At 45.1% G+C, this 25,085-nt stretch carries 20 protein-coding genes and 1 tRNA gene; 19 read left to right on the top strand and 2 right to left on the bottom strand.

What is annotated here, in order from left to right:
- Positions 1–4 precede the first annotated feature (4 nt).
- From leuC to K9H14_03540, 19 genes are all read left to right on the top strand, one after another.
- Positions 5–1,255 (top strand): 3-isopropylmalate dehydratase large subunit, encoded by a 1,251-nt coding sequence (gene leuC / locus K9H14_03630; protein ID MCG9479282.1) that lies wholly within the window; start codon positions 5–7, stop codon positions 1,253–1,255.
- Positions 1,252–1,752, top strand: coding sequence for a 3-isopropylmalate dehydratase small subunit (gene leuD / locus K9H14_03625; GenBank protein ID MCG9479281.1), 501 nt, complete (start codon positions 1,252–1,254; stop codon positions 1,750–1,752). Before leuC ends, leuD begins: the two co-directional genes overlap by 4 nt.
- Before the next feature lie 3 nt (positions 1,753–1,755).
- The gene (leuB, locus tag K9H14_03620; protein MCG9479280.1) at positions 1,756–2,835 is read left to right on the top strand and encodes a 3-isopropylmalate dehydrogenase; all 1,080 of its coding nucleotides are present in this window, start codon (positions 1,756–1,758) and stop codon (positions 2,833–2,835) included.
- A 12-nt stretch (positions 2,836–2,847) separates the two neighbouring features.
- A complete protein-coding gene (cimA, locus tag K9H14_03615) occupies positions 2,848–4,440 on the top strand; it encodes a citramalate synthase (protein MCG9479279.1) in 1,593 nt (530 codons plus the stop codon).
- A gap of 44 nt (positions 4,441–4,484) precedes the next feature.
- A complete protein-coding gene (ilvD, locus tag K9H14_03610) occupies positions 4,485–6,161 on the top strand; it encodes a dihydroxy-acid dehydratase (GenBank protein MCG9479278.1) in 1,677 nt (558 codons plus the stop codon).
- A gap of 95 nt (positions 6,162–6,256) precedes the next feature.
- Complete coding sequence (locus K9H14_03605; protein ID MCG9479277.1) at positions 6,257–8,377, top strand: sodium-translocating pyrophosphatase; 2,121 nt, start codon at positions 6,257–6,259, stop codon at positions 8,375–8,377.
- 74 nt (positions 8,378–8,451) lie between these two features.
- The gene (gene larB / locus K9H14_03600; GenBank protein ID MCG9479276.1) at positions 8,452–9,222 is read left to right on the top strand and encodes a nickel pincer cofactor biosynthesis protein LarB; all 771 of its coding nucleotides are present in this window, start codon (positions 8,452–8,454) and stop codon (positions 9,220–9,222) included.
- 82 nt (positions 9,223–9,304) lie between these two features.
- On the top strand, positions 9,305–10,972 hold the full coding sequence (locus tag K9H14_03595; protein ID MCG9479275.1) for a GspE/PulE family protein: 1,668 nt from the start codon (positions 9,305–9,307) through the stop codon (positions 10,970–10,972).
- Between the two features lie 3 nt (positions 10,973–10,975).
- Positions 10,976–14,515, top strand: a complete 3,540-nt coding sequence (locus K9H14_03590; protein ID MCG9479274.1) for a DNA polymerase III subunit alpha — start codon at positions 10,976–10,978, stop codon at positions 14,513–14,515.
- A complete protein-coding gene (locus tag K9H14_03585; protein ID MCG9479273.1) occupies positions 14,508–15,608 on the top strand; it encodes an NAD/NADP octopine/nopaline dehydrogenase family protein in 1,101 nt (366 codons plus the stop codon). Before K9H14_03590 ends, K9H14_03585 begins: the two co-directional genes overlap by 8 nt.
- Before the next feature lie 5 nt (positions 15,609–15,613).
- Positions 15,614–17,236, top strand: a complete 1,623-nt coding sequence (locus tag K9H14_03580) for a cobalamin B12-binding domain-containing protein (protein MCG9479272.1) — start codon at positions 15,614–15,616, stop codon at positions 17,234–17,236.
- 63 nt (positions 17,237–17,299) lie between these two features.
- Positions 17,300–18,583: an ATP phosphoribosyltransferase regulatory subunit gene (locus K9H14_03575; GenBank protein ID MCG9479271.1), complete on the top strand. Its 1,284-nt coding sequence runs from the start codon at positions 17,300–17,302 to the stop codon at positions 18,581–18,583.
- Positions 18,564–19,229, top strand: a complete 666-nt coding sequence (hisG, locus tag K9H14_03570) for an ATP phosphoribosyltransferase (GenBank protein ID MCG9479270.1) — start codon at positions 18,564–18,566, stop codon at positions 19,227–19,229. The genes K9H14_03575 and hisG overlap by 20 nt, the downstream gene beginning before the upstream one ends.
- Positions 19,210–19,800: an imidazoleglycerol-phosphate dehydratase HisB gene (gene hisB / locus K9H14_03565; protein MCG9479269.1), complete on the top strand. Its 591-nt coding sequence runs from the start codon at positions 19,210–19,212 to the stop codon at positions 19,798–19,800. Before hisG ends, hisB begins: the two co-directional genes overlap by 20 nt.
- Positions 19,801–19,822: 22 nt before the next feature.
- Entirely contained in the window at positions 19,823–20,437 is a 615-nt protein-coding gene (gene hisH / locus K9H14_03560) for an imidazole glycerol phosphate synthase subunit HisH (protein ID MCG9479268.1), read from the top strand.
- Entirely contained in the window at positions 20,437–21,156 is a 720-nt protein-coding gene (gene hisA / locus K9H14_03555) for a 1-(5-phosphoribosyl)-5-[(5-phosphoribosylamino)methylideneamino]imidazole-4-carboxamide isomerase (GenBank protein MCG9479267.1), read from the top strand. The genes hisH and hisA overlap by 1 nt, the downstream gene beginning before the upstream one ends.
- Positions 21,153–21,908 (top strand): imidazole glycerol phosphate synthase subunit HisF, encoded by a 756-nt coding sequence (gene hisF, locus K9H14_03550; protein MCG9479266.1) that lies wholly within the window; start codon positions 21,153–21,155, stop codon positions 21,906–21,908. The genes hisA and hisF overlap by 4 nt, the downstream gene beginning before the upstream one ends.
- Before the next feature lies 1 nt (position 21,909).
- Positions 21,910–22,527 carry a bifunctional phosphoribosyl-AMP cyclohydrolase/phosphoribosyl-ATP diphosphatase HisIE gene (gene hisIE / locus K9H14_03545; GenBank protein MCG9479265.1) on the top strand — a complete coding sequence of 206 codons (618 nt, stop codon included), beginning with the start codon at positions 21,910–21,912 and terminating at the stop codon, positions 22,525–22,527.
- Positions 22,528–22,586: 59 nt separating this feature from the next.
- Complete coding sequence (locus K9H14_03540; GenBank protein ID MCG9479264.1) at positions 22,587–23,498, top strand: 6-phosphofructokinase; 912 nt, start codon at positions 22,587–22,589, stop codon at positions 23,496–23,498.
- 1 nt (position 23,499) lies between these two features.
- On the opposite strand, the gene K9H14_03535 is transcribed toward K9H14_03540, so the two are convergent.
- Together K9H14_03535 and K9H14_03530 are read right to left on the bottom strand one after the other, a co-directional pair.
- Positions 23,500–23,588: transfer RNA gene (locus K9H14_03535), tRNA-Leu, on the bottom strand.
- A 274-nt stretch (positions 23,589–23,862) separates the two neighbouring features.
- The coding region (locus K9H14_03530; protein MCG9479263.1) for a transposase at positions 23,863–25,085 on the bottom strand (1,223 nt) is incomplete at its 5' end.

Genomic DNA, 25,085 nt, shown 5'->3' with positions numbered 1-25,085 from the left:
AACCATGGCCCAGAAAATTCTGGCAGCACATTGCGGCAGGGATTTTGTGAGTGAGGGCGAAATAGTAGATGCCCGTGTGGATATAGTGCTGGGCAATGATATTACAATGCCCCTGGCTATAAAAGAATTTAAAAAGATAGGAAAAACGGAAGTATTTGATCCGGACCGGGTGATTATAGTGCCTGATCATTTTACTCCCAACAAGGATATAAAATCAGCCCAGCAGTGTAAAATGGTAAGAGGTTTTGCCGGTGATCTGGGTGTAAATAATTATTTTGAAGTAGGTAAGATGGGCATAGAACATGCCCTGTTGCCGGAGCAGGGCCTGGTGGTGGCGGGGGATCTTATAGTGGGCGCGGATTCCCATACCTGTACCTATGGAGCTCTGGGGGCAGCAGCCACCGGGGTGGGAAGTACTGACCTGGCAGTGGCAATGGCTACCGGAAAATTGTGGTTCAGGGTTCCAGAAAGCATGAATTTTATATATTCGGGCCAGCTTAATCCATGGGTAACCGGCAAGGATTTAATACTTTATACTATTGGACTGATAGGGGTAGAAGGAGCCTTATACCGGTCCATGGAATTCAGGGGCCCGGTTATAGAGCAGATGTCAATGGACTCCCGGTTTACTATGTCCAACATGGCTATAGAAGCCGGCGGTAAATTCGGCATTATCCAGGCTGACCAAACCACAGAGCAGTATTTAAAACAGCGGGCTAAAAGACCCTACCATGTTTATAGAAGCGATAGCGATGTTCATTATTACAAGACTTACAGCATAGACTGTTCAAAGATTGATCTGCAGGTGGCCACCCCTCATTTGCCTTCAAATGCCAAACCTGCCAGCCAGCTTGAAGGTACAGATATTGACCAGGTGGTTATTGGTTCCTGTACCAATGGACGCATTGAAGACCTTGAAATATCAGCCAGGATACTTGAAGGCAGGAAAGTGAAAAAAGGCTTAAGGGTAATCATTATACCGGCTACCCAGAATATTTATCTGGAAGCTATGCGCAAAGGTTACCTGGAGACCTTTGTTGAGGCGGGATGCGTGGTAAGTACCCCTACCTGCGGTCCCTGTCTGGGAGGACATATGGGAATACTGGCAGAAGGGGAAAGGGCTTTATCTACCACCAATAGAAATTTTGTGGGCAGGATGGGCCATCCCCAGAGCGAAGTTTATTTATGTGGTCCTGCGGTTGCAGCTGCTTCCGCGGTAACTGGAAAAATTTCTACTCCCGAGGAGGTTCTATGATTATCAGGGATAAGGCTTTAAAGTATGGCCATAATGTTGATACTGATGTAATAATACCAGCCAGATATCTTAATACCAGTGACCCCGATGAGCTGGCCGCACATTGCTTTGAAGATCTGGATGAGGATTTTGAGGCCAAGCTGAAAAGCAAAAAGATAGTAGTGGCCGGCCAGAACTTTGGTTGCGGCTCTTCACGCGAACATGCACCGCTGGCTATTAAGGGCAGCGGGGTTAAACTGGTAATTGCCGCCTCCTTTGCCAGGATTTTTTTCAGGAATGCTATAAATATAGGTTTACCGGTTATACAGAGCAGGGAAGCAGCCGGCCAGATTAAAGATGGAGATGAATTAGATGTAGATTTAAGCCAGGGCATTATTAATAATTTAACCCAGAATAAAACTTATAACATAAAACCGCTTCCAGAATTCATACAGAGAGTAATTGAAAGCGGAGGCTACATAAATTTTGTAAAAAAACAGTTGGGCAGTCAGGAATAGTATATGAGCAGGATAATTATTTTGCCGGGCGACGGCATAGGACCGGATATTGTCAGGGAAGCGGTAGCGGTCCTGGACCTTATAAATGATAAGTTTAATTTAAACCTGGATTATGAGTATGGCCTGGCAGGCGGAGCCAGTATTGATGAATCCGGTGAACCGGTAACCGATGGAGTGTTAGAAAAATGTAAGCAGGCGGATGCAGTCCTGCTGGGCGCAGTGGGCGGACCCAGGTGGGAGTCAACCGATCCCGGCAAACCCCGGCCCGAGGATGCTTTGCTGGCCCTGAGAAAAGGGATGGGCCTCTATGCCAATTTAAGGCCTGTAAAGATCTTTAATTCTCTGGTATCGGCTTCGGCTTTAAAGCCGCAGTTATTGGAACATGTGGATATACTGGTGGTAAGGGAACTTACCGGAGGCATTTATTTTGGACCCCGTAACCGGATAGAAGAAGAAGGGCATATCCAGGCTTTTGATACCATGCTTTATGCAGATTATGAGATTGAAAGGATTACCAGGCTTGCTTTTGAATTTGCCAGGCAGAGAAGGAAAAAGGTCACTTCCATAGATAAGGCAAATATCCTGGAGAGCTCCAGATTGTGGAGAGAAATAGTGATTGATATTGGTTCCGGGTATCCCGATGTGGAACTGAACCATCTGTATGTGGATAATGCCACCATGCAGCTTATAAGGGATCCCGGGCAGTTTGACGTAGTCCTGGCTTCCAATATGTTTGGTGATATCCTGAGTGACGAAGCGGCCATGATATCCGGGTCCATAGGACTGCTTCCTTCTGCTTCTCTAAGACAGGATATGATGGGCATGTATGAGCCTATCCACGGAAGCGCGCCGGATATAACCGGGGAGGATAAAGCCAACCCCATTGCGGCAATATTGTCGGTGGCATTGATGCTTAAATATACTTTCAGGCGGGATGATATTTATAGCCTGATTGAAAAAGCTGTAGGCCATGTACTGGATCAAGGGTACAGAACCAGTGAAATTTACCAGGAAGGTAAAGAGCTGGTAGGGACCTCACGCATGGGCCAATTAATTATTTCACAGATAAAGAAAAGTATTTGAGGGGAGAAAATAATGCTGGAAAACAAGGTTTATACCTTTGATACCACCTTAAGGGATGGTACCCAGAGCGCAGACGTATCATTATCGGTAAGGGATAAGCTGTTAATCATAGATAAGCTGGACCAGATTGGTATTGATTATGTTGAGGTGGGTTTTCCTGCTTCCAATCCCAAAGATGAAGAATTATTCGGACAGCTTAAGAAAAGAAAATATGATTATTCCAAAATCGTGGCTTTTGGGAGGACCAGATACAAGGATTCGAAGGCTCAGGATGATAAGAACCTGAGGCTTCTGGTTGAAGCCAATACAGATACGGTCTGTATTTTTGGCAAATCTTCTTCATTGCATGTGGAAAAGGTTATTGAAACTTCCCTGGAAAACAATCTGGAGATGATCTATGATTCCATAAAATTTTTAAAGGAATATTTTTCCGAAGTTATATTTGATGCCGAACATTTTTTTGACGGTTACAGAAAAAATCCCGGATATGCATTGGAAACGCTGGAGGCTGCACAGAAAGCCGGTGCTGATTTTCTGGTCTTATGTGATACCAATGGTGGTTTCCTGCCCCGGAATTCACTGGAAATAGTTAAGAAAACTGCAGAGAAAACCAGCGTTCCTCTGGGGGTACATTTCCATAATGACAGTGGATGCGCGGTAGCCAACAGTGTTTATGCCATAGATATGGTGGATAGAGTAAGGATGGTGCAGGGCACTATTAATGGTTATGGAGAGCGGTGCGGGAATGCTGATCTGTGCCAGATTATTCCAAATCTGGAAATAAAGCTGGGAAAGAAATGCTTAAAGGATGACAGCCTCAAACACATAACCAGCCTGTCCAGGTTTGTTAGCGAAATAGCCAACCAGGCCCATAATAATCACCAGCCTTTTGTGGGTCAGAGCGCGTTTGCCCATAAGGGGGGCATGCATGTAAGCGGGGTTAGCAAGATTTCAAAAGCCTTTGAACATATAGAGCCAGAGATGGTAGGTAATACCAGGCGTATCCTTATCTCTGAGATTTCTGGCAAGAAATCAATAATACTTAAAGCCAATGAATTTGGTGTAAATCTGGAAAATGATCTGGAAAAAGTTTCTGAAATACTCAACCGGGTTCAGAACCTGGAGCATAAAGGTTATCAGTTTGAAGCTGCTGACGGAAGTTTTGAGCTGCTGGTAAGGGATGTGGCAGGGATTAAAAAGAAGTTTTTCAGCCTGGAGAGCTTCAGGGTATTAAATGAAAAAAGAGCTGATGGGGAAATGTTGTCTGAAGCCACGGTAAAGGTATATATTGAAGGCAACCGCATTATTGAGACCGCGGAAGGGAATGGTCCGGTAAATGCTTTGGATAAGGCTTTAAGAAAAGCTATAATTAATTGTTACCCTCAAATTGAAAATATAGAACTCAGCGACTTTAAGGTAAGGGTACTGAATGAGAAGAAGGGTACAGCAGCTATGGTCAGGGTACTTATCGAGTCCACTGACGGCGAAACTACATGGGGCACCATAGGAGTGTCTATGAACATAATAGAGGCCAGCTGGGAGGCTCTGGAGGACAGTATAATTTACGGTTTGATGCATGTAGAAAAAACTCAGAACATGAAATAGTTTTATTAGTATAATAATTTTATTTAATTATTAGAGGAATGTATATGTTTTGGAGAAGCAAGCATATCTTGAGCGGTCCTGAAAACTCCATAAAAAGATCCCTGTATAAATCCATGGGTTTTACCGACAATGATCTTAAAAAGCCCATAATAGCTGTGGCCAATTCTTATAATAATATATGTACAGGCCATTTTGGGCTCAATGCAATTGCCGGAAAGGTCAAGGAGGGCATAAGAGTCGGAGGGGGGACCCCGGTGGAATTTGGCACTATTGCTGCCTGTGACGGCATAGCCCAGGCAGGCAGGGGCATGAAATACATACTTCCCACCAGGGAAGTAATCGCGGCCAGCATTGAAACCATGGTTGAAGCCCATCACCTGGATGGGGTGGTATTGCTGGGTTCCTGTGACAAAATTGTTCCGGGTATGCTAATGGCTGCAGCCAGATTGGATATACCGGTTATGCTGGTAAACAGCGGGCCCATGATGCCCGGTATAATCTCTAAGGAAAATCCCTATGGCGGTACGGAAATTGATGGCTCTGCGCTGGTAATGTATGCAGAGAAGATGAAGAAGAACCTGATATCCAGCCGGGAATTTACCCAGATAGAAAATGAAGCCCAGCCTACCCATGGCTCCTGTTCTATGCTGGGAACAGCCAACACTATGTGCTGTATATCTGAAGCTCTGGGTCTTTCCCTGCCAGGCAGCGCCATGATACCGGCTGTAAATGCTCAGAGGCTTCAGGTAGCCATGGAGACAGGGCAGCAGATAATGGAACTGGTCAGGGAATCTATAACCTCCACAGATATTATTAACCGCAAGTCACTGGAAAATGCGGTTATGCTTAATTCTGCAATTGGAGGTTCTACCAATTCTGTCCTGCATCTACTGGCAATTGCCCATGATGCCGGTATTGATTTCAGCATCGATGACTTCAGCAGAATAAGCCAGGAGGTACCCTATATAGCCAGAATGATACCGGCAGGAAAATACAGCGTGGTGGAGTTCTATAAAGATGGAGGTGTGCCTGCGGTTATGAATCAGTTAAAAGAATACCTGAATCTGGATGCAGTTACTGTCAGCGGAAAAAGCGTGGCTGAAAACATAGCTGGAGCCAGTATTAAAACCGGTAAGGTGATTGCAGAAATAGGCCACCCTCATGGAAAATTTGGCGGCATAAAAGCCCTTAAGGGCAATCTGGCTCCCCAGGGCGCTATTTGCAGGCCTTCGGCTATTGATCCCCGGCTTCATTATTTTAAAGGAAAAGCCAGGGTGTTTGACAGCGAGGCAGAGGCAAATTCGATAGTTGAAGCAGGAGGAATTGAAGGCGGCCAGGTGGTGGTTATAAGGTATGAAGGGCCCAAGGGTTCCCCCGGTATGCCAGAGATGTGGAAAACCCTTAAGCTTCTGGATGGGCAGGGGCTGGGTAAAGAAGTTGCTCTGGTTACAGATGGTAGGTTCTCTGGTTCCAACAATGGCTGTTTTGTGGGACATATAAGTCCGGAGGCAGCTTCAGGAGGCCCTATTGCAATTATCCAAGACGGAGATGAGATAATAGTTGATGTTGCAGGAGGCAAGGTGGAAGTGAGTCTGTCGGAGGATGAGATTGACCGCAGGAGGAAAAAATATAAGCCACCGGTCCCCCAATCGTTTACCGGCTATCTTGATTTTTACAGGCGCCATGTTGGTTCGGCTTCCGAAGGAGCAATTCTAAAATAACCAAAAAAAATTGATTATTCGAGAAGTTTTTTATACAATTATTGCCAGTTTGTGGGCTATTCAAATTAATTATTGCTTTATTTCAGGAGGTATTGGTGTTATTTATTAGGATTCTACCTTTTATCGGATCACTTATCTCTTTGGTGCTGGCGGTAGTATTTGCCAGATTGGTTAGCAGGCAGAGCAGGGGAAACCAAAGAATGAGAGAAATCTCTGATGCTATTTTTACAGGCAGCAGGGCCTACCTCAATCAGCAACTTAAAATTATTTCCATTTTTTTTGTGGTGATTACTGCTTTACTGGGAATAATGGTTAAGTTTGGCTACCTGCAGTTTGCTTCCATACCTGCTTTTGCTACCGGAATGGGTTTTAGCCTTTTAATTGGCTATATCGGTATGTGGATTTCTACCACTGCCAACTCCAGGGTTACTCATGCGGCTCAGGAAAAGGGGCTGGGCCATGCTATGAATATTGCTTTTACTGCTGCTTCTGCATCAGGTATGCTGCTGGCTACAGTGGCTCTTTTTGATACTGCTTTCTGGTTCAATATCCTTTACTGGTGGTATGGCCGGTCTGGTTCAGGCCAGACAATGACTCTGGATAATGTGGTAAATATACTTGTAACCTTTACCATTGGTGCCAGTTTTGCGGCCTTTTTTATGAGAACCGGCGGAGGAATATTTACCAAGGCTGCAGACATGGGGGCAGATTATGTAGGCAAGGTAGAGTCAGGATTAAAGGAAGATGATTACCGTAATCCTGCTACCATAGCTGACAATGTTGGGGACAATGTAGGAGATGTGGGTGGAATGAAGGCAGATGCACTGGAATCCTGGGTTGGTTCAATTATTGCTGCCGAGTTTCTGGGCTTTCTAGCTTTTAAGGATTCTCCCCTTATTTTAAACAGCATAATGCTTCCCATGATTATAGCAACCGCAGGGGCTGTTGCTTCCATTATTGCCATATTTATTATCAAGTATATAGTAAGCCGGCACAGGGAAACATCAACGGTTAGCATGCTTACCGGAACCACTCTGTCGGGAATACTGGTAACGGTTGTAATAATTATGGCCATTACCTTTTTTATAGTAAGGTTTTTGATGGGGCCAGAGTATAATTTTCTTTTCTATGCTTCCATAGGAGGGCTTTTAGCCGGTTTTCTTATCGGGCTGTTTACCCTGCTTTACACCGATGCCAGGTACAGGCCTACCCGCAATATTGTAGATAGCGCCAACAGCGGACCTGCCACTCTGGTGGTAAACGGCCTGGCTTACGGCATGGAATCAACTATTCTTCCGGCGCTTACGGTAATAGCGATTATGTTGGTCAGCTTCTTTGTTTCCGGTGGTGCCATGAATTACCAGATGGGCCTGTATGGAGTAGCGGTGGCTGCCGTAGCCATGCTTTCTACTTCTCCATTTGTAATAGCCATAGATGTATACGGGCCTATTGCTGATAATGCTGGAGGCATTGCTGAGATGGCCGAGCTTCCTCCCCAGGTTAGAAAAACTACCGATAAGCTGGATGCAGTTGGAAATACCACTGCGGCCATAGGCAAGGGCCTGTTGATCGGCAGCGCGGCTATAACCGCTCTGGCTCTGGGACAGGCTTATTTTTCCAAAATAGAGCTTCTAGATGTAAAAGTGGTGCTGGACTTTATGAGGGACCCCAAGATACTTGCCGGCCTGTTTATAGGGGTTATCATGCCTTTCCTGTTTACCTCCATGCTTATAGGGGCAGTAAGCAGGGCAGCCAACAAGGTGGTCATTGAAGCCCGAAAACAGATTAAAAAGATTATGGCTGGAGAAGGAAAAGGGGATCCAAAAGCTTTCATCACCATAGTTACCAGGGCAGCACAGAGGGGCATTATTGCTCCCGGTATTCTTATTTTTACCATACCGGTGGTGGTAGGCATAGTTCTGGGCCCGGGAGGAGTAGTGGCCCTGATTATCGGTACCCTGCTGTCCGGGTTCGCCCAGGCTATTTTCATGTCCAATGCCGGAGGAGCCATGGATAATGCCAAAAAGAAAATAGAAGAGGAGGGTAACAGCGGTACACTCGAACATGCTGCTTCGGTAGTAGGAGACACAGTGGGTGATCCCCTTAAGGACACCGCGGGACCATCTATGAACATTTTGATTAAACTTATTAGTGTGGTTTCCATAGAAACAGCGGTATTGGTGGTGGATCTTTCAGGAAAATTATTCCATTTTTAAAAAAAATTAATTATTAAATAAAGTGCATATGTGTTATAAATTAAGTTTAGATATGCACTTTATTTTTTTCTAAAATGAACCAACAGATAAACAACATCTTGGAAAAACTACTTGAAGAATACAGGAGCGGCCAGCTGGATAAAGGTGAGGCTTTATCCAGAATAAAGGATATTTACTTTGAAGACCTCGGCTTTGCCAAAATTGATCATCACCGCAGTATCAGGAGGGATTTTCCTGAAGTAATTTTTGGCCAGAATAAAACCGATGAGCAACTTCTAAAAATAGCGGAGAAGATAAATAAATATTCAGGATTACTGCTGGTAACCAGGACCAGCCACCGGGCTTACCTGAAACTGAAACAAAAGATGCCGGATATAAGTTTTAACCCGGAGGCAAAAATTATATATACCCCGGTAGCCGATGGGCAGGAATTATGTTCAGGTATTACTGTGGTTTGCGCAGGCACCTCGGATATACCGGTGGCCGAGGAGGCAGCAATAACTGCCTATCTTATGGGAAACAAGGTGGAAAAAATTTATGATGTGGGTATTGCCGGAATGCATAGATTGTTAAATTACCGTCAGCAGCTCCAGGATTCCAGAGTAATAGTATGTGTGGCTGGAATGGAGGGGGCGCTTCCCGGGGTAATCGGGGCCATGGTAAGCTGCCCGGTAATAGGGGTGCCCACCAGTGTGGGCTATGGAGCCAGTCTGGGGGGAATATCAGCATTGCTAACCATGCTGAATTCATGCAGCCCGGGGGTAGTGGTGACCAATATAGATAATGGCTTTGGCGCAGGTTATACAGCAGGAATTATAAATAAAAAACATTGCCGGGAAAGTTAATTACTAATCCCTTTGTGGCAATAATTAACTTATATTATAATTAAGTCAATGATATTAACTGGTATTAGGAAGGGCGCAAGATTTGGATAGAGAGAGACTGGGGCAGATTCTTTTAAGAAAAAACCTTATAACCCAGGAACAGCTGCAAAATGCATTAAAATCCCAGGAAAAATCCGGTGAAAAGCTGGGTAAGATTATGATAGACAAGGGCTATATCACTGCCGAGGAGCTGGTAGAAGTCCTCTCTTTTCAGAAAGGCTTTGAGACCATTGACCTGGTACAAAATCAGGAATCCATTGAACCCGGGGTGGTAAATTTAATACCCAGGGATTTTGCCTCCAGGAGAAAGGTATTTTCCTTTAACCTGGAGAACAATAGTTTGTCCGTGGCCATGTTTGATCCTTTGGATATAAACCTTATAGATGAGATCAGGCTTATTACCGGTTATAATATAAAGCCCTATATAGCCACCAAGGATAATATAGATAGTGCTATAAAAATATTTATGAGTGATGACTACAGCCTGCAGGAGATAAAAGAGATAATAGATGACCAGGACTTTATCATAACTGAAAAGTTTGAAGACGAGGTAGTGGAAGGAAATCCCCTGGTCAAGCTGGCCAACCGGATCATACTGAAGGCTATTTCTATGGGAGCCAGCGATATACATATAGAACCCCAGGAAAAGAATTGCTCCATAAGGTTCAGAATAGATGGAGTTATGCAGAAGATCAAAGATGTTCCTAAAACGGTGCAGCGACTGCTTATTTCCAGATATAAAATAATGGGAGGCATGGATATAACTGAGAGCAGGCTGTCTCAGGACGGAAGAAGTTCTTTTAATTATCATGGAAATACCATTGACCTGAGGTTTGCCTCCATACCAACCGTTTTTGGGGAGAATATTACTATAAGGCTGCTGAATGTAAGCGAAAACCTTTTCTATATCAAGAATCTGGGCATGGAAGAGGAAGATGAAGAGAAATTTAAAAAAATGATTGTCCAGCCGCACGGGTCCATAGTTATTACCGGTCCTACCGGGTCGGGCAAGACCACCACCCTCTATGCCAGCCTGAATAAGATATCCAGCCCGGACAAGAAAATATTTACCATAGAGGATCCGGTGGAATACAGGCTGGGCTCCATTATGCAGGTTCAGGTTAATTCCAAAATAGGGATGGATTTTTCAAGGGGTTTACGGGCCATGCTTAGAAGCGACCCGGATATAATTATGGTGGGAGAGATCAGGGATCTGGAGACAGCCAAGATAGTTATGCAGGCTGCGGTAACCGGGCACCTGGTGCTTACCACTCTCCATACCAATGATGCACCTTCTACTCTGGCCCGGCTGCTTCAGATGGGAGTGGAATCCTATATGATTTCTTCGGCTATTAGCGGAATAGTGGCCCAGAGGCTGGTGAGGGTCCTGTGTGAAGAATGCAAGGTGGAAGCAGACCTTGAAAATTATAATATTGACCAGGATACAATGGAAGTCTTAAAAGGACACAAGATTTATAAAGCGGTAGGTTGCAGCAAATGCAATAATCTGGGCTACAAGGGCAGAACCGGCATATTTTCAGTGCTGGTGGTTTCTAAAAAGATTAGGGAAATGCTGCTGCGAAGACGAAGTGTTGATGATATAACCGAAACTTCCCGGTCAGAGGGAATGAAAACTTTGTTGGAAAGAGCGGCAGAAAAAGTAGCTGAAGGAGTTACTTCCTTGGAAGAGATGTATAGGGTGGTTTATTGATATATGGCTTCGAAGAATAATTTTGTCCATTTACATGTTCATAGCGAGTATTCATTGCTGGATGGGGCAGTTCGTATAAAAGAACTGGTTCAGAAAGCAAAACAGCTTAATATGCCGGCGGTAGCCCTGACCGACCACGGAGTAATGTACGGCATCATAGATTTTTATAGGCAGGCGGTGAGCCAGGGAGTAAAGCCTATTATAGGCTGTGAGGTTTACCAGGCCCCCAAAAGCAGGCATCTTAAACAGGCCAGCGGCAGCAGTCTTAAGGACTCGGCCCCCTTTCATCTTACCCTGCTGGCCAGGAATAAGACTGGTTACCAGAACCTTATGAAATTGGTAAGCATGAGCTTTCTGGAAGGTTTCTATTATAAACCCAGAATAGATGAAGAGCTGCTGAGGCAGTACAGTGAAGGAATCCTGGCTTTAAGCGGTTGCATATCCGGAAAGATACCCAAGATGTTTCAGGCGGGAAGGGATGACCTGGCCAAAAAAGCCCTGGATACATATTTGAATATATTTGGAGAGGGTAATTTTTACCTGGAGGTACAGGATTCAGGGATTCCGGGACAGGAGCAGGTAAACACCCAGCTGGTGGATTTTTCCAGGAAATACGGGGTGCCGCTGGTGGCTACCAATGATGTCCATTATCTGGAACAGGAGCATAGCCGGGCACATGACGCATTGCTGTGCATACAGACCGGTTCCACCATTAACCAGACTGACAGGTTGAAGTTTTCATCTAATGAATTTTACTTTAAAAGTTATCAGCAGATGTTCAAAAAGCTTGGCCACTACCCCCAGGCTGTTGAAAATACACTGGATATAGCAGAGAAATGTAATGTGGAGCTGGAATTCGGGTTAAGCTTAATTCCTCCCTACAGGGTACCTTCTTCCCATAGCCCCGACTCTTACCTTAAAGAAATCTGCTATAAGGGAGCGGAGGATAGATATGGAGAGCTGACCCCGGAAATTAAGCAGAGACTGGAAAAGGAACTGTCGGTAATTGAAAAAATGGGGTTTTCTGAATACTTTCTAATCGTATGGGATTTTGTCCAGTTTGCCAAAAAGAACAATATCAGGGTAGGCCCGGGCAGGGGATCGGCCGCGGGAAGTATTGTTTCCTATGTGTTAAAGATTACCGATATTGAACCCCTAAAATATGGTCTTCTTTTTGAAAGGTTCCTTAACGAGGAAAGAAAAAGTATGCCTGATATTGATATAGACTTCTGCTATGAGAAGAGAAGTGAGGTTATAAAATACGTTACCCAAAAATATGGGGAAAACAGGGTAGCCCAGCTCATAACCTTTGGCACCATGGCTGCCAGGCAGGCCATAAGGGATGCAGGAAGGGTTCTGGAGGTGCCTTATGCGGAGGTGGATAAAATTGCCAAGATGATTCCCATGGAACTTAATGTAACCATACAGAATTCACTGGATCAGGTTGCAGACTTAAAAGAGATGTATGAAAAGGATGCAACAATAAAGGAAGTAATTGATACTGCTAGTTCCCTGGAAGGAATATGCAGGCAGGACTCCATACATGCAGCGGGAGTAGTCATTTCCGCCCAGGATCTCTTTAACTACACCCCCATACAGAGGGAAGGAAATGAAGATATAGTAACCCAGTATAAAATGGAAGATGTGCAGGAGATTGGGCTGCTCAAGATGGATTTTCTGGGTTTAAAAACCCTGTCCCTGATAGATAAAACCCTGTTTTTTATCAGCAAGACCAAGAACATAGATATAGATACTGATACCCTGGACCTGGAAGATAAAAAGACTTTCAGGATGTTAAGCGATGGCGAATGTCTGGGTGTGTTCCAGCTGGAAAGCTCGGGAATGAGGGAGCTGGTAATAAACTTGAAGCCCAGCCGTTTTGAAGATCTGGTGGCTCTGCTGGCCCTGTACCGCCCCGGTCCGCTGCAGAGTGGAATGGTTTCTGATTTTGTGGAAGCAAAAAACGGCAGGAAGAAAATAAATTATCCCCATCCCAGCTTGAAGCCCATACTGGAAAGTACCTATGGCATCATTTTGTATCAGGAGCAGGTAATGGCTATTGCCAGTGAACTGGCCGGGTTTACCATGTCTGAGGCAGATATACTGCGTAGTGCTATAAGCAAGAAAAAGCGCAAGCTTTTGGCCAGGCAAAAAACCAAATTTCTTCAGGGGGCCAAAGGTAAGGGAATTGAAGAAAAAACGGCCCAAAAGGTGTTTGAGCTTATAAATCATTTTGCCGAATACGGTTTCAATAAGTCACACAGTACCGCTTATGCCATGATCTCTTACCAGACCGCCTACCTGAAGGCCAATTACCCGGTGGAATTTATGGCTGCGCTGCTCAGCATAAGGATGGGCAGCCAGGAAAAGGTAGCCCAGTATGTTAATGAAACCAGGAGATTGGGGATAGAAGTTCTGCCGCCGGATATTAATGAAAGTTATTCAGATTTTACGGTAGTAACAGATTCTATAAGGTTTGGTCTTTCTGCTATTAAAAATGTGGGGTCTAATGTGATAGAAGAGATTGAAAAAGAGAGGAAAAAGGGTGGAAAGTTTGAAGATTTTATAGATTTCTGCCAGCGCATAACCTCAGCTGCCCTAAACAAAAAGACACTGGAAAGCCTTATTAAATGTGGTGCCTTTGATTCCCTTAAACTCAGCCGCAAATTCCTTCTGGAGCATTATGAAAGGATTGTAGAAGAAACCCTGAAGGTCAGAAAAGACAGACAGGCAGGGCAGTTTTCCCTGTTTGATTCCCAGGAAGGCCAGCAGGAGGATGTTATGCTGGGCAGTTTAATGGAAAAAGCTGCAGGATATGGAGAGTTTGCCCAGAAGGAACTGCTTAATTTTGAAAAGGAGATGCTGGGCTTATATATCAGCGGGCATCCTCTTAAGGAATTCAGTCAGGCCTTAAGAAGTTTGACTCCATTACACCAGCTTGCCGATCTAAGGGATAAGACCAATATTGAAGTGGGAGGCATTATTGCCGGCATTAAATCTATTTTTACCAAAAACAACAAGCAGATGCTGTTTGTTACCCTGGAAGATATCAGTGAAAGTGTAGAGATTATAGTGTTTCCCAATGTTCTGGAAAAGAATAAGGATGTCCTGCTTGAAGAGAAGATTGTCAGGATAGCAGGCCGGCTGGACAAGAAAGAAGACCAGTTTAAGATAATCGCTTCTGAAGTAAGCTTGCTGGGAAGAGAGGACAGCCATACAGTCCCTGTTCAGACAGCTTCCGACAATCAGGAGGCTTCTGTAAAAAAACCAGCAGCGAAAGTGATATTATCCATAGAAGAGCAGTCACTTAATCATGACCTGATAGATAAACTGTATCAACTGCTAAAGGATAACCAGGGCCAAACCAAAGTTGAGCTTATGGTGGTAAAAAATGGTAATGGCGGCCATAGAAAGAAATTCCATCTGCCCCATGATTTTTGTATAGATTTTAACCATTCATTTGTAGATAAACTAAAGGATAATTTTAGTGACAATGTCCATTGGCAAGAAGTGCCAACCGAAGAAAGGAGTAATTTTGCATGACCTTAAATTCGCGGTTGTGGGGGCAGGCCATGGTGGTAAAGCTATTGCTGCCCACCTGGCTATTAAAGGCTTTGATGTAAACCTTTATAACCGTACTTTGGTACGTATAAAACCAATTATAAAGTTAAAGGGTATCGAGCTGGAAGGTGAGGTCAGCGGTTTCGGCAAGCTGAAGCTATCTTCCAATAGGATAGACAAAGTAATAAAGGGCGCGGATGTTATAATGGTAGTGGTTCCGGCCAATGCCCATGCTTCTATTGCCCAGAGGTGCGCGCCCTATTTGGAGGATGGGCAAATTGTGGTTTTAAACCCTGGAAGAACCTGTGGAGCACTGGAGTTTCTAAATGCCTTGAGAGCCCATGACAATAACCGGAAAGTAATTGTAGCAGAAGCCCAGACCTTTATTTATGCCAGTAGGGGCATGGGTCCGGCTACTGCCAGGATTTTCAGGATAAAACAGGCCATACCGGTAGCGGCCATACCTTCCAGTGCTACCGCAATGGTTTTAAAGAAGCTTAATCAGGCTTTTAAAGAGTTTATCCCCGCCAGCAATGTAGTGGAAACTTCCTTTAATAATATGGGGGCAGTATTTCATCCAGCCATAACTATTTTAAATGCCTCCCGGATTGAATCTACGCTGGGAAATTTCCAGTTCTATATAGAAGGGGTTACCCAGTCGGTGGCTTCCATTCTGGAAGCTGTGGATGAAGAGAGGGTCAAGGTAGCCCATAAACTTAATTGTCCCAATGTCTATTCGGCTATTGACTGGCTGGGCATGGCCTATAATGTGGTAGAGGACAATCTGTTTGATGCCATACACAGCAATCCCGGATACGTGGGCATCATGGCTCCCAGAACTACCAATGTAAGGTATATTACCGAAGATGTCCCCATGAGCCTGGTTCCCATATCTGAATTCGGTAAGATACTGGGGGTAAAAACGCCCATAATTGACTCTCTTATCAATATTGCTGATTCCATTTTTAAGAAAGATTTCCGGAAGGCAGGCCGTAACCTGTCTACCCTGGGGCTGGAAGGGCTGGATATGGCGCAGATTAAACAAAAATTAACAAAGGGAGAGTTACAGGAGTAAATTTTATGAAGAAAATACTGGGTGCCAGCATAGGCAGTTGCGTGCATGTTGCCGGGGTGATTAATTTTTTAAACCTGGCCCAACAATACGGGTACCAGACCAGGTTTTTGGGGCCGGCCTGCAAGTTTGAACAAATTATCGAGGCCATAGAAGAATATAAACCGGATATTGTAGCAGTAAGTTACCGTTTATCCCCGGATAATGCCCGGTTACTTTTAGAGCAGTTTGATAAACAGGTAGCAGGCAAATACAGGGATAGTATATCCTTTATCCTGGGGGGCACCAGGCCGGTGACCGAGGCTGCCAGGGATTTAAATATTTTTGATGTTATGTTTACCGGAGAGGAAACCAGGGATCAGGTGGTGTCATACCTCAAGCAGGGAGAGATAACCGAAGAGCAGGTAAAACCACCCCAGAATCTGGTGGACAGGATAGACTTCTTATCGCCTTTTCCGGTAATAAGACACCATTTTGGCCAGCCTGATCTGGAGGATACCATAGAGGGGATAAACAAACTGGCTGAAAGCGGAGTCATCGATGTGGTATCCATAGGACCGGACCAGAATACCCAGGAGTACTTTTTTCATCCGGAAGAAATGGACCACAGCCAGGATGGTGCCGGTGGGGTTCCGGTAAGATCGGAGCAGGATTTCAGAAGGCTTTTCGAGGCTACCAGGCGGGGCAATTATCCTATTATGAGATGTTACAGCGGCACCAATGATATTCTGAGGATGGCCCAGGTACTTAAGGATACTATAAATAATGCCTGGTGCGCTGTTCCTCTGTGCTGGTATAATGAGCTGGATAATCGCAGTCATAGAAAGCTGCAGCAGGCTATTGAGGAAAACCAGAAGGTTATGGCCTGGCATGGCCAGCGGGATATACCGGTAGAGGTAAATGAATCCCATCACTGGAGCCTTAGATATTCACCGGATTCGGTGGCGGTAGCTGCTGCTTATCTGGCTGCCTATAATGCAAAAAAAATGGGGGTTAGGGTTTATGTCTCCCAGTATATGTTTAACACTCCTCCAGAAACTTCATTTACCATGGATCTGGGCAAAATGCTGGCCAAGGTTCAGATGATTGAGCAGCTGCATGATGAGAGGTTTACCAGTCTGAGGCAGACCAGGGCCGGGCTGTACAGTTACCCCGCTGATTATGATGAGGGCAAGGCACAGCTGGCCACTTCTACCATGCTTCAGATGCAGCTGAACCCGCATATTGTTCATGTAGTGGCCTATTGTGAGGCCAATCATGCTGCTAAAACGGAGGATATTATTGAATCGTCCAAAATTGCCAGAAAAGCCATAACCAATTGCCTGGCGGGATGTCCGGATATGAAAAATGATGACAGGGTGCAGAGCCGCAAACAGCAGTTAATAGCTGAAGCTGAACTTATATTGGAAAAAATCAGGAAACTGGATAAACAGAACAGATACCAGGACCCCCTGACAGCCCCTGCTATAATAGCAGAGGCTATTGGAAGGGGGGTCATGGATGCTCCCCATCTGCATGGTATGAAGGCGGCCAGCGGCAAGGTCAGGACTGTTTTTGTAAATGGAGCCAATGTTGCGGTTGGCTCTAAGGGAGAAATTTTAACCGAAGAGCAGCGCCTGGCATCCCTTTAATTTTACTTTTAGGGTAAAATATAATATTATTCAAAACTTATATTAAAAAAATTTTTGGTAATAATGTTTGAATCTGAAAGTGAAAACCTGATGGTAAAGCTTCCCTACGGTTTCAGGGATATATTTCCCCTGGAGTGCAGGGAACGTAAGGTGATTGGAGATATAATAAGCCGCCAGTTCAGGCAGTGGGGTTATGGAGAAGTAAAGACCCCGGTAGTGGAATATACCAAAAACATCTCTACAGGGGTGGGAAGCAAGTGGTCCAACAAGCTTATTAATTTTTTTGATATAGACGGCAGCCTGGTATCTTTGCGTACGGATATGACTATACCCATAGCCAGACTGACCGGCATGAGGATAAAGAAAAATCAGCTTCCGGCACGTTTCTGCTATTTTGCCAACTCCTTCAGGCAGTCAGCGCTGCAGGAAGGGGTTAAAAGGGTTTACAGCCAGGCAGGCCTGGAGCTTATAGGCAATGATAGTTTTACTGCTGATGTGGAAATACTGACCATACTTAACCATGTTTTGAGGGAACTGGGGTTCAGGGATTACAAAATAGGCCTGGGCCAGGTGCAGATTATTGAGGGGCTGTGTGAATGGTTTGGGCTGAACCAGAAGGACAGCCGGTTTATAAAGGAAAGTCTGGTTAAGAAAAACTTTGTGGTCATAAACCAGTTTCTGGGCCAAAAAGATAAACATAAAACCCGGGTTTTTATGTCCCTTATAAAACCACAGCAGAATCTGGAACATCTCAAACAGGCACTGGCCCAGGTAAATCTGGGTAAAGCTGACAGGGGCCTGAATTATCTGGAAAAGGTTTATAAGGTGCTGGAGCAGATGGGATATGGCCATAAATTGTTAGTAGATTTGAGCATATTGAGGGAGTTTGATTATTATTCCGGCCTGCTTTTTGAGGTGTATTCTGCAGTTACCACTGATCTATTGGGTAACGGGGGACGCTATGACAGGCTGATTAAGAAATTTGGCATGGGGGTTGCCGCCACCGGTTTTGCCCTTGATCTGGATATGCTGCACAAATCCATGGACAGCAGTATACTGCTGCCGTACATGGATGATTACAGGGTATTGCTGGCAGGGAAAGTGCATGATTATGCCGCTTTTGTGCAGTTATCGGATAAGATGAGGAAAAGCGGAGCCTGCGTGGAACTCTTCTGGGGCAAGGACAGGGAAGCTGGGGCTGAAGCCCGGTCCAGGGATATGGATTTAGCCTGCATCTGTTCAGAAGACCTGCAGAAGGTTGAGGCGGTAGAAGTAGGCAGCGGCCGAAAATTTGAAATGGAAACTGATAAATTTTTAAAATATATACATGAAAAAACCAACACTTAACATAGCCATACCCAAAGGGTATTTAAAAAAGGACTGCATACAGCTTATGGGGGATGCCGGATATGATGTCAGCAACCTGCTGAAAGATAACCGCAAGCTTTTTGTTTATTCTCCCCAAAGGGATATAAAGTATGTGATTGCCCGACCCATGGATGTACCGGTTTATGTTGAATACGGGGCCTGTGATCTGGGTTTTGTAGGCAAAGATGTGCTGGCAGAAAAGGAGAGCAATGTTTATGAGCTTCTGGATGTGGGAACAGGAACCTGCAGGCTTATTGTGGCCACCAGGAAGGACTGCGTAGAAGAAGTAAAGAGCCATTATGAACATTTTGGCTCCATAAGGATTGCTACCAAGTATCCCCATGTGGCTAAAAAGTTTTTTGACCGGAAGGGTATGCAGGCGGAGATAATTAAACTGCATGGTTCGGTAGAACTGGGACCCATTCTGGGAATTGCCGAAGAGATAGTAGATATTACTGCCACCGGACAGACTTTGAAGGAAAATGACCTGGTCGAGATGGAAACCATTATGGTTTCTACCACCAGACTGGTTGCCAATATGGTGAGCTACCGGGTAAAATATGAGGAAATAAATGAGTTTACGGAAAGAATAGGTAAGGTAATAGATGGAAAATCAAAGCCGTAGCAGCCAGATTAATCGAAAAACTCTGGAAACTAATATTAAACTGAGGCTTGATCTGGATAAAAGGGATGAAACCAGTATTGATACCGGTTTGCCCTTTTTTGATCATATGCTTGGCAGCTGGTGCAAGCATGGCCGGTTTGGTTTGCAGTTGGAAGCTGCCGGGGATCTGGAGGTAGGCTCACATCACCTTGTTGAGGACACTGGAATCTGTCTGGGGCTGGCTTTAAAGGAATGCCTGGCTCAGAAACAGGGCATAAAAAGGTTTGCCCACACTATAATCTGTATGGATGATGCCCGGGTTACGGTGGCTGTAGATTTGGGCGGGAGGCCTTATTTAAGGTTTGATGTGGATATGGCTGCTGAAGATATTCAGGGCTTTAATACTTCAGTGACCGAGGATTTCTTCAGGGCGATGATCTCCAATGGCGGTTTTAATCTGCATATAACCAAAAATTCTGGTATAAATTCTCACCATATTATAGAAGCAGTATTTAAAGCGGTGGGTATAACCCTTCACCAGGCTACCAGGATAGAAGGCACGGATATCCCCTCCACCAAAGGTATCCTTTAATCACTTCAGGCAGGGAATAATTATGTATATAGCTATTATAGATTACAATATGGGCAATATAAGTAGTGTTAAAAATGCCCTGAAAAGACAGGGGGCAGAGGTCAGGGTGACCTCTGATATTGCAGTTATCAATAAGGCGGCTGGAGTGGTGCTTCCCGGCGTGGGAGCTTTTTCGGATGCTATGAACAGCCTGACCCGTCTGGGGCTTAAGGACACCATCAGGGACCTGATGGGCAGGAAGCCTTTTCTGGGGATATGTCTGGGTTTCCAGCTGCTGTTTGAATACAGCATGGAGGACGGAAAGACTAGGGGACTGGGAGTATTTAAGGGTGTGGTGGAAAGAATTCCGGCCATACAGAAGGTTCCCCATATGGGTTGGAACCTTATAAATATTGTTAAGCCCAATCCTTTGTTTGAAGGCATAGAAAGCGGCCAGCATTTTTATTTTGTTCACTCCTATCATGTGGCTCCGCATGACAGGACCATAATTTCCAGTACTACCAACCACGGGATTGATATTGTAGCCGGTATAAACCAGGGGTTGGCTTATGCTTTTCAGTTTCATCCGGAGAAGAGTTCCACCGCTGGCCTCAGGATTTTAGAGAATTTTATAAAATTAACCGTCAGGGAGCAGTGATGCTGGTAATACCGGCCATTGACCTTATAGGAGGAGCCTGTGTAAGGCTCAGCCGGGGTAAGTTTGATACCAAGAAGATCTATGACCGGGATCCGGTTAAGGTGGCTTTGAGCCTGAAGCAGGCGGGAGCCAGCTGGATACATATAATAGATCTGGATGGAGCCAGGACAGGAAATATTCAGAACCTGGAGGTGGCTGCAGCTATAAAGCAAATTACTGGTGTATGGGTGCAGATGGGCGGAGGTATAAGAGATTTTTCCACTCTTGAACAGGTTCTGGAGGCAGGGATTGACAGAGCTATTCTGGGTACCAGGGCCATAGAGGATATAGATTTTTTGGAGGAAGCCAGCCGCCAGTTTGAAGAAAGGATTTGCCTGAGCCTTGATTTTGACAGCCAGGGCAGAATCTTAACCAAAGGGTGGCAGCAGGATTCGGGGCTGAACATATTCAGTTTTGGCCAGAAGATTTACAGTCTGGGCATAAGCCATGTTATTGTTACCGATGTAAGCAGGGACGGAATGCTAAAAGGCATTAACAGGGACCTAATCAAATCCATAATGGAGACCACCGGTTTGAATTTAATTGTTGCCGGGGGAGTATCCAGCATGGAGGACATAAGGGAACTCAGGCAGCTGGGAGTGGCAGGGGCCATAACCGGTAAAGCTATCTATGAAGGAAAAATTGATTTAAAGCAGGCCATAAGGGAGGCTGGGCAATGATAACCAAAAGGATAATACCCTGTCTTGATGTAAATCAGGGCAGAGTAGTTAAAGGTGTAGAATTTGTAAATCTAAAGGATGCAGGCGATCCGGTAGAGCTGGCTGCTTTTTATGACCGGGAAGGGGCAGATGAGGTGGTTTTTCTGGATATAACCGCTTCCCATGAGAAGAGAAAAACTGTAATTGAGCTGGCTTCCAAGGCAGCCCAGAAGGTATTTATCCCCTATACTATCGGCGGGGGGATAAGCGGGATAGAGGATATACGGGAGATCCTTAAAAAAGGGGCAGATAAGGTATCCATCAATACGGCGGCGGTTAATGACAGCAGCCTTATCAGTAAGGCAGCCAGAATTTTTGGCAGCCAGTGCATAGTGGTAGCTATTGATGCCAAGGCCGGCGAACAGGGCTGGGAAGTTTATACCCATGGGGGAAGGACACCTACCGGCCTGGATGCGGTGGAATGGGCCAAAAAGGTAGAGAAGCTGGGTGCAGGGGAAATACTGCTTACCAGCATGGATAAGGATGGCACCAAGGATGGTTACGATATACCCCTTACTGCAGCGGTTACTTCAGCGGTTAATATACCGGTGATAGCTTCCGGAGGAGCAGGTAAGCTGGAACATTTAAAACAGGTAATAGAGGAAGCAGACGCCGATGCGGTATTGGTGGCTTCTATTTTTCACTACGGACAGTATTCGGTAAGGGAAGCCAAGCAGTATTTAAAATCACAGGGAATTAATGTAAGGATTTAATATGGAAGATAAAACAGGGCTTTTGCCCGCTATTGTACAGGACTATAAGAGCAAACAGGTGCTTATGCTGGCCTATGTTAACCGTGAATCGCTTCAGAAAAGCATAGAGACCCAAACCACCTGGTTCTGGAGCAGAAGCAGAAACCAGTTATGGAATAAGGGCAGCACCTCGGGAAACTACCAGTATATAAAAGAGATAAGGTATGATTGCGATATGGATGCTTTGTTGTTTCTGGTGGAGCAGAAGGGCCATGCCTGCCATACCGGCAATATGAGTTGTTTTTACAGAAAGCTGGAAGACAGCAATCAGGTTAATCTTAATTTTAAGCAGGGATCTGCAGAAACTGTAGTGGATCAGGTGTACCGGGTAATAACCGACAGGATAGATAAGAAGCAGCCGGATTCCTATACTTATTCCCTGCATCAGAAAGGCCTGGATCAGATACTAAAAAAAGTAGGGGAAGAATGCATCGAGGTTATTCTGGCAGCCAAGCACCAGAAAAAAGAGGATGTGGTCTATGAAATATCTGATCTGGTTTACCACATGCTGGTGCTGATGGCGGAAAAGGGTATCAGTCCCCGGGATATTTATGACCAGTTAGAAGATAGAAGGAGGTAGTACTAGTTTTGGCTAAGAAAAGAATAGCTCTTTTAACCAGTGGAGGAGATGCCAGCGGCATGAATGCTGCCATAAGGGCAATTACCAGGTATGCCATTTACAGAGGGCATGAAGTGTTTGGTTTCTACGAGGGTTTTAAAGGGTTAATTAATAATAATTTTATTCAGCTCGACCGGAATTCAGTGGGTGGAATCATAGACCGGGGAGGAACTTTCCTTTATTCTGCCCGTTCCAGGAAGTTTAAAACTGAAAAGGGGATGCAGGAGGCTATAAACAATTTAAAAGAAAATGACATTGAAGGGCTCATAGTCCTTGGCGGGGATGGAACCTTCAGGGGTGCCCATGACTTACACCAGAGGGAGGTACAGGTAGTGGGCATACCGGCCACTATAGATAATGATATCCCTGGAACTGATTACAGTATAGGTTTTGATACCGCTCTGAATGTTATAATTGACCTGGTATCCAAGATAAGGGATACTGCATCTTCCCATGACCGCCTATTTGTTATAGAGGTTATGGGGAGGAACTCGGGCATGATTGCTATTAATGCCGGGGTAGCCTGTGCTGCCGATTATGTACTTATCCCTGAAGTTGATTTCGATCTGGTAAAAATATCTGACGAGATTAAGCATCACCGCAGGACCAAGAGGCATACCCTGCTAATGGTGGCTGAAGGAGCAGGCAATGCCCATGACATAGCTTCTTCCATCAAGCTGCTGGTGGGGCATGAAGTAAGGGTATCGGTATTGGGCCATATACAGAGGGGCGGGTCTCCCACGCTATTGGACCGGATACTGGCAGCCCAGTTTGGCCAGATGGCAGTAGAAGCGGTTGAACAGGGTAAAAGTGACTGTATGGTTGCCTACCAGGGCAGGGATATAAAGCTGGTAGAGCTTGATTATGTGTTCAGCCATAAACGGGAGATAAATAAAAATCTCTATAATCTGACTTCAATACTTTCCAAATAGTTGGTGCCGAAGGTCGGGGTCGAACCGACACGGACCTCGCGGCCCACTGGATTTTGAGTCCAGCGCGTCTGCCAATTCCGCCACTCCGGCCAGGTAAAATAATACAATCATTCCTGATTATAATCAACAGGATTTAGTATGATTCCTGCAATTCAGACACTAACAGGCTGGCGATGGGCCCAGAGACCAAGCAGTTGGCACTTTTTCTGATACAGGGCAGCCAAAAGGGAAACATTTTAGAGAAATTTTTCGCAGATCTTAGGAGAAGCTTTAGAAAGTGGCGAAAAAAGAGATGGATCCGCTAGGGACCTTGACAAAAATTATTGAAAAAATAGACCAAGCAAGCATAAGTTTTTCCCATATCTTAGTCCTGGGGAGGGCTCTTATTCCAGGTTTTTATTCTCCGGGAAAACCTTTTTTTGGCATCAGTTTTTAAGTTCATGATAATAAAGCTATACTCTTCTAAGTCAAATACCCCGTAATGGGTTCCGCTATAAAGGATTACCACACACTCTCCCGCCCTTTCCTTTTTCTTTATGGTAGCAATTGTTTTTCTTGCTAACTTGGCCATATCGGCCCGCACAAGATAGAGCTGCATAAGGGAATAGGTGGCAAGTTTAGTAAGTATCTGGGTTACTACCAGGGAGAAGGCAGGAGAGCTGAACCTGGCCAGATCCCAGAACTCTTTAAGCTGGCGGTGGCGCTCCTCTATAGTGGTCCTCCTCTTATAGAGGTCAAATGCCTGGCTGGGGTATTTGTATCTTTTGCTATGGGCCAGCACAAAGTAGTTAACCTCTCCGTTTTCGTAATCGGTCTCCCTTTTTATAGAAACATGCAAGGGGCAGAAGAGGTTTTCCCAGGAGCCGATGTTAAAAAAGGAAGCCACCTCTTCCTTTCTTTTAGTAAAGCCCTGCCCGTCCTGCTCCAGGCAGTAGGACTTCCAGTCTAGGTTTTTAGCCCGGGCAAGGCCCATCACATCACTGTAGGCGTCCATGTCTTTTCTTAGGGGAATCACCCAGTTTATCTTTAGGTCCTTTTTGTAGTGGGTAAGGGTGGACCCGCCAATATAGCCCCGATCCATCAGCAGGGTATCTATATGCCCCCCACTTTTAGTAAACCCATCTACCAGCTTGCATCCTTCATTTAGGCCATGGACATTTCCGGGGTCTAGCCTTGCTCCTGCATACAGGTAGTAGCTGCCTTGCCTGTCTGTATTAAGCAGGGTGGTAAGCTTGTAGCACAGGGTAGCTTTTGCTCCGGGGGTGTCTTTGTTTGTATGGTGTTTATCCTTATCCAGCCATACACGCTCGGCCATTTGGTAGTTTTTGTTATCAGGAAGGATGATATAGCTTGCATCCTCTACAAAAATACCGCTTTTGTAGGCACCTTTAGCTCTTACCCAGGAGGAAAAATCATAGTTAAACCATTTGGTTAGATCGGCCGGGTCACTGTCAGCAAAAAACTTTCTTATGGTATCGGGGTCTACCGGGTACTTCCTTTGCTTTTTGTTTTTATGGTTAAACCCCGCTACCGCACCCAGGTTAAATCCCAGCATCTTTAAAATTGTCCCATTACCTATCACATAAC

This window comes from Actinomycetes bacterium (genome assembly GCA_022396035.1).
In the GTDB taxonomy this organism is placed as follows: domain Bacteria; phylum Actinomycetota; class Humimicrobiia; order Humimicrobiales; family Humimicrobiaceae; genus Halolacustris.
This window is presented reverse-complemented; position numbering and strand designations above follow the sequence as displayed.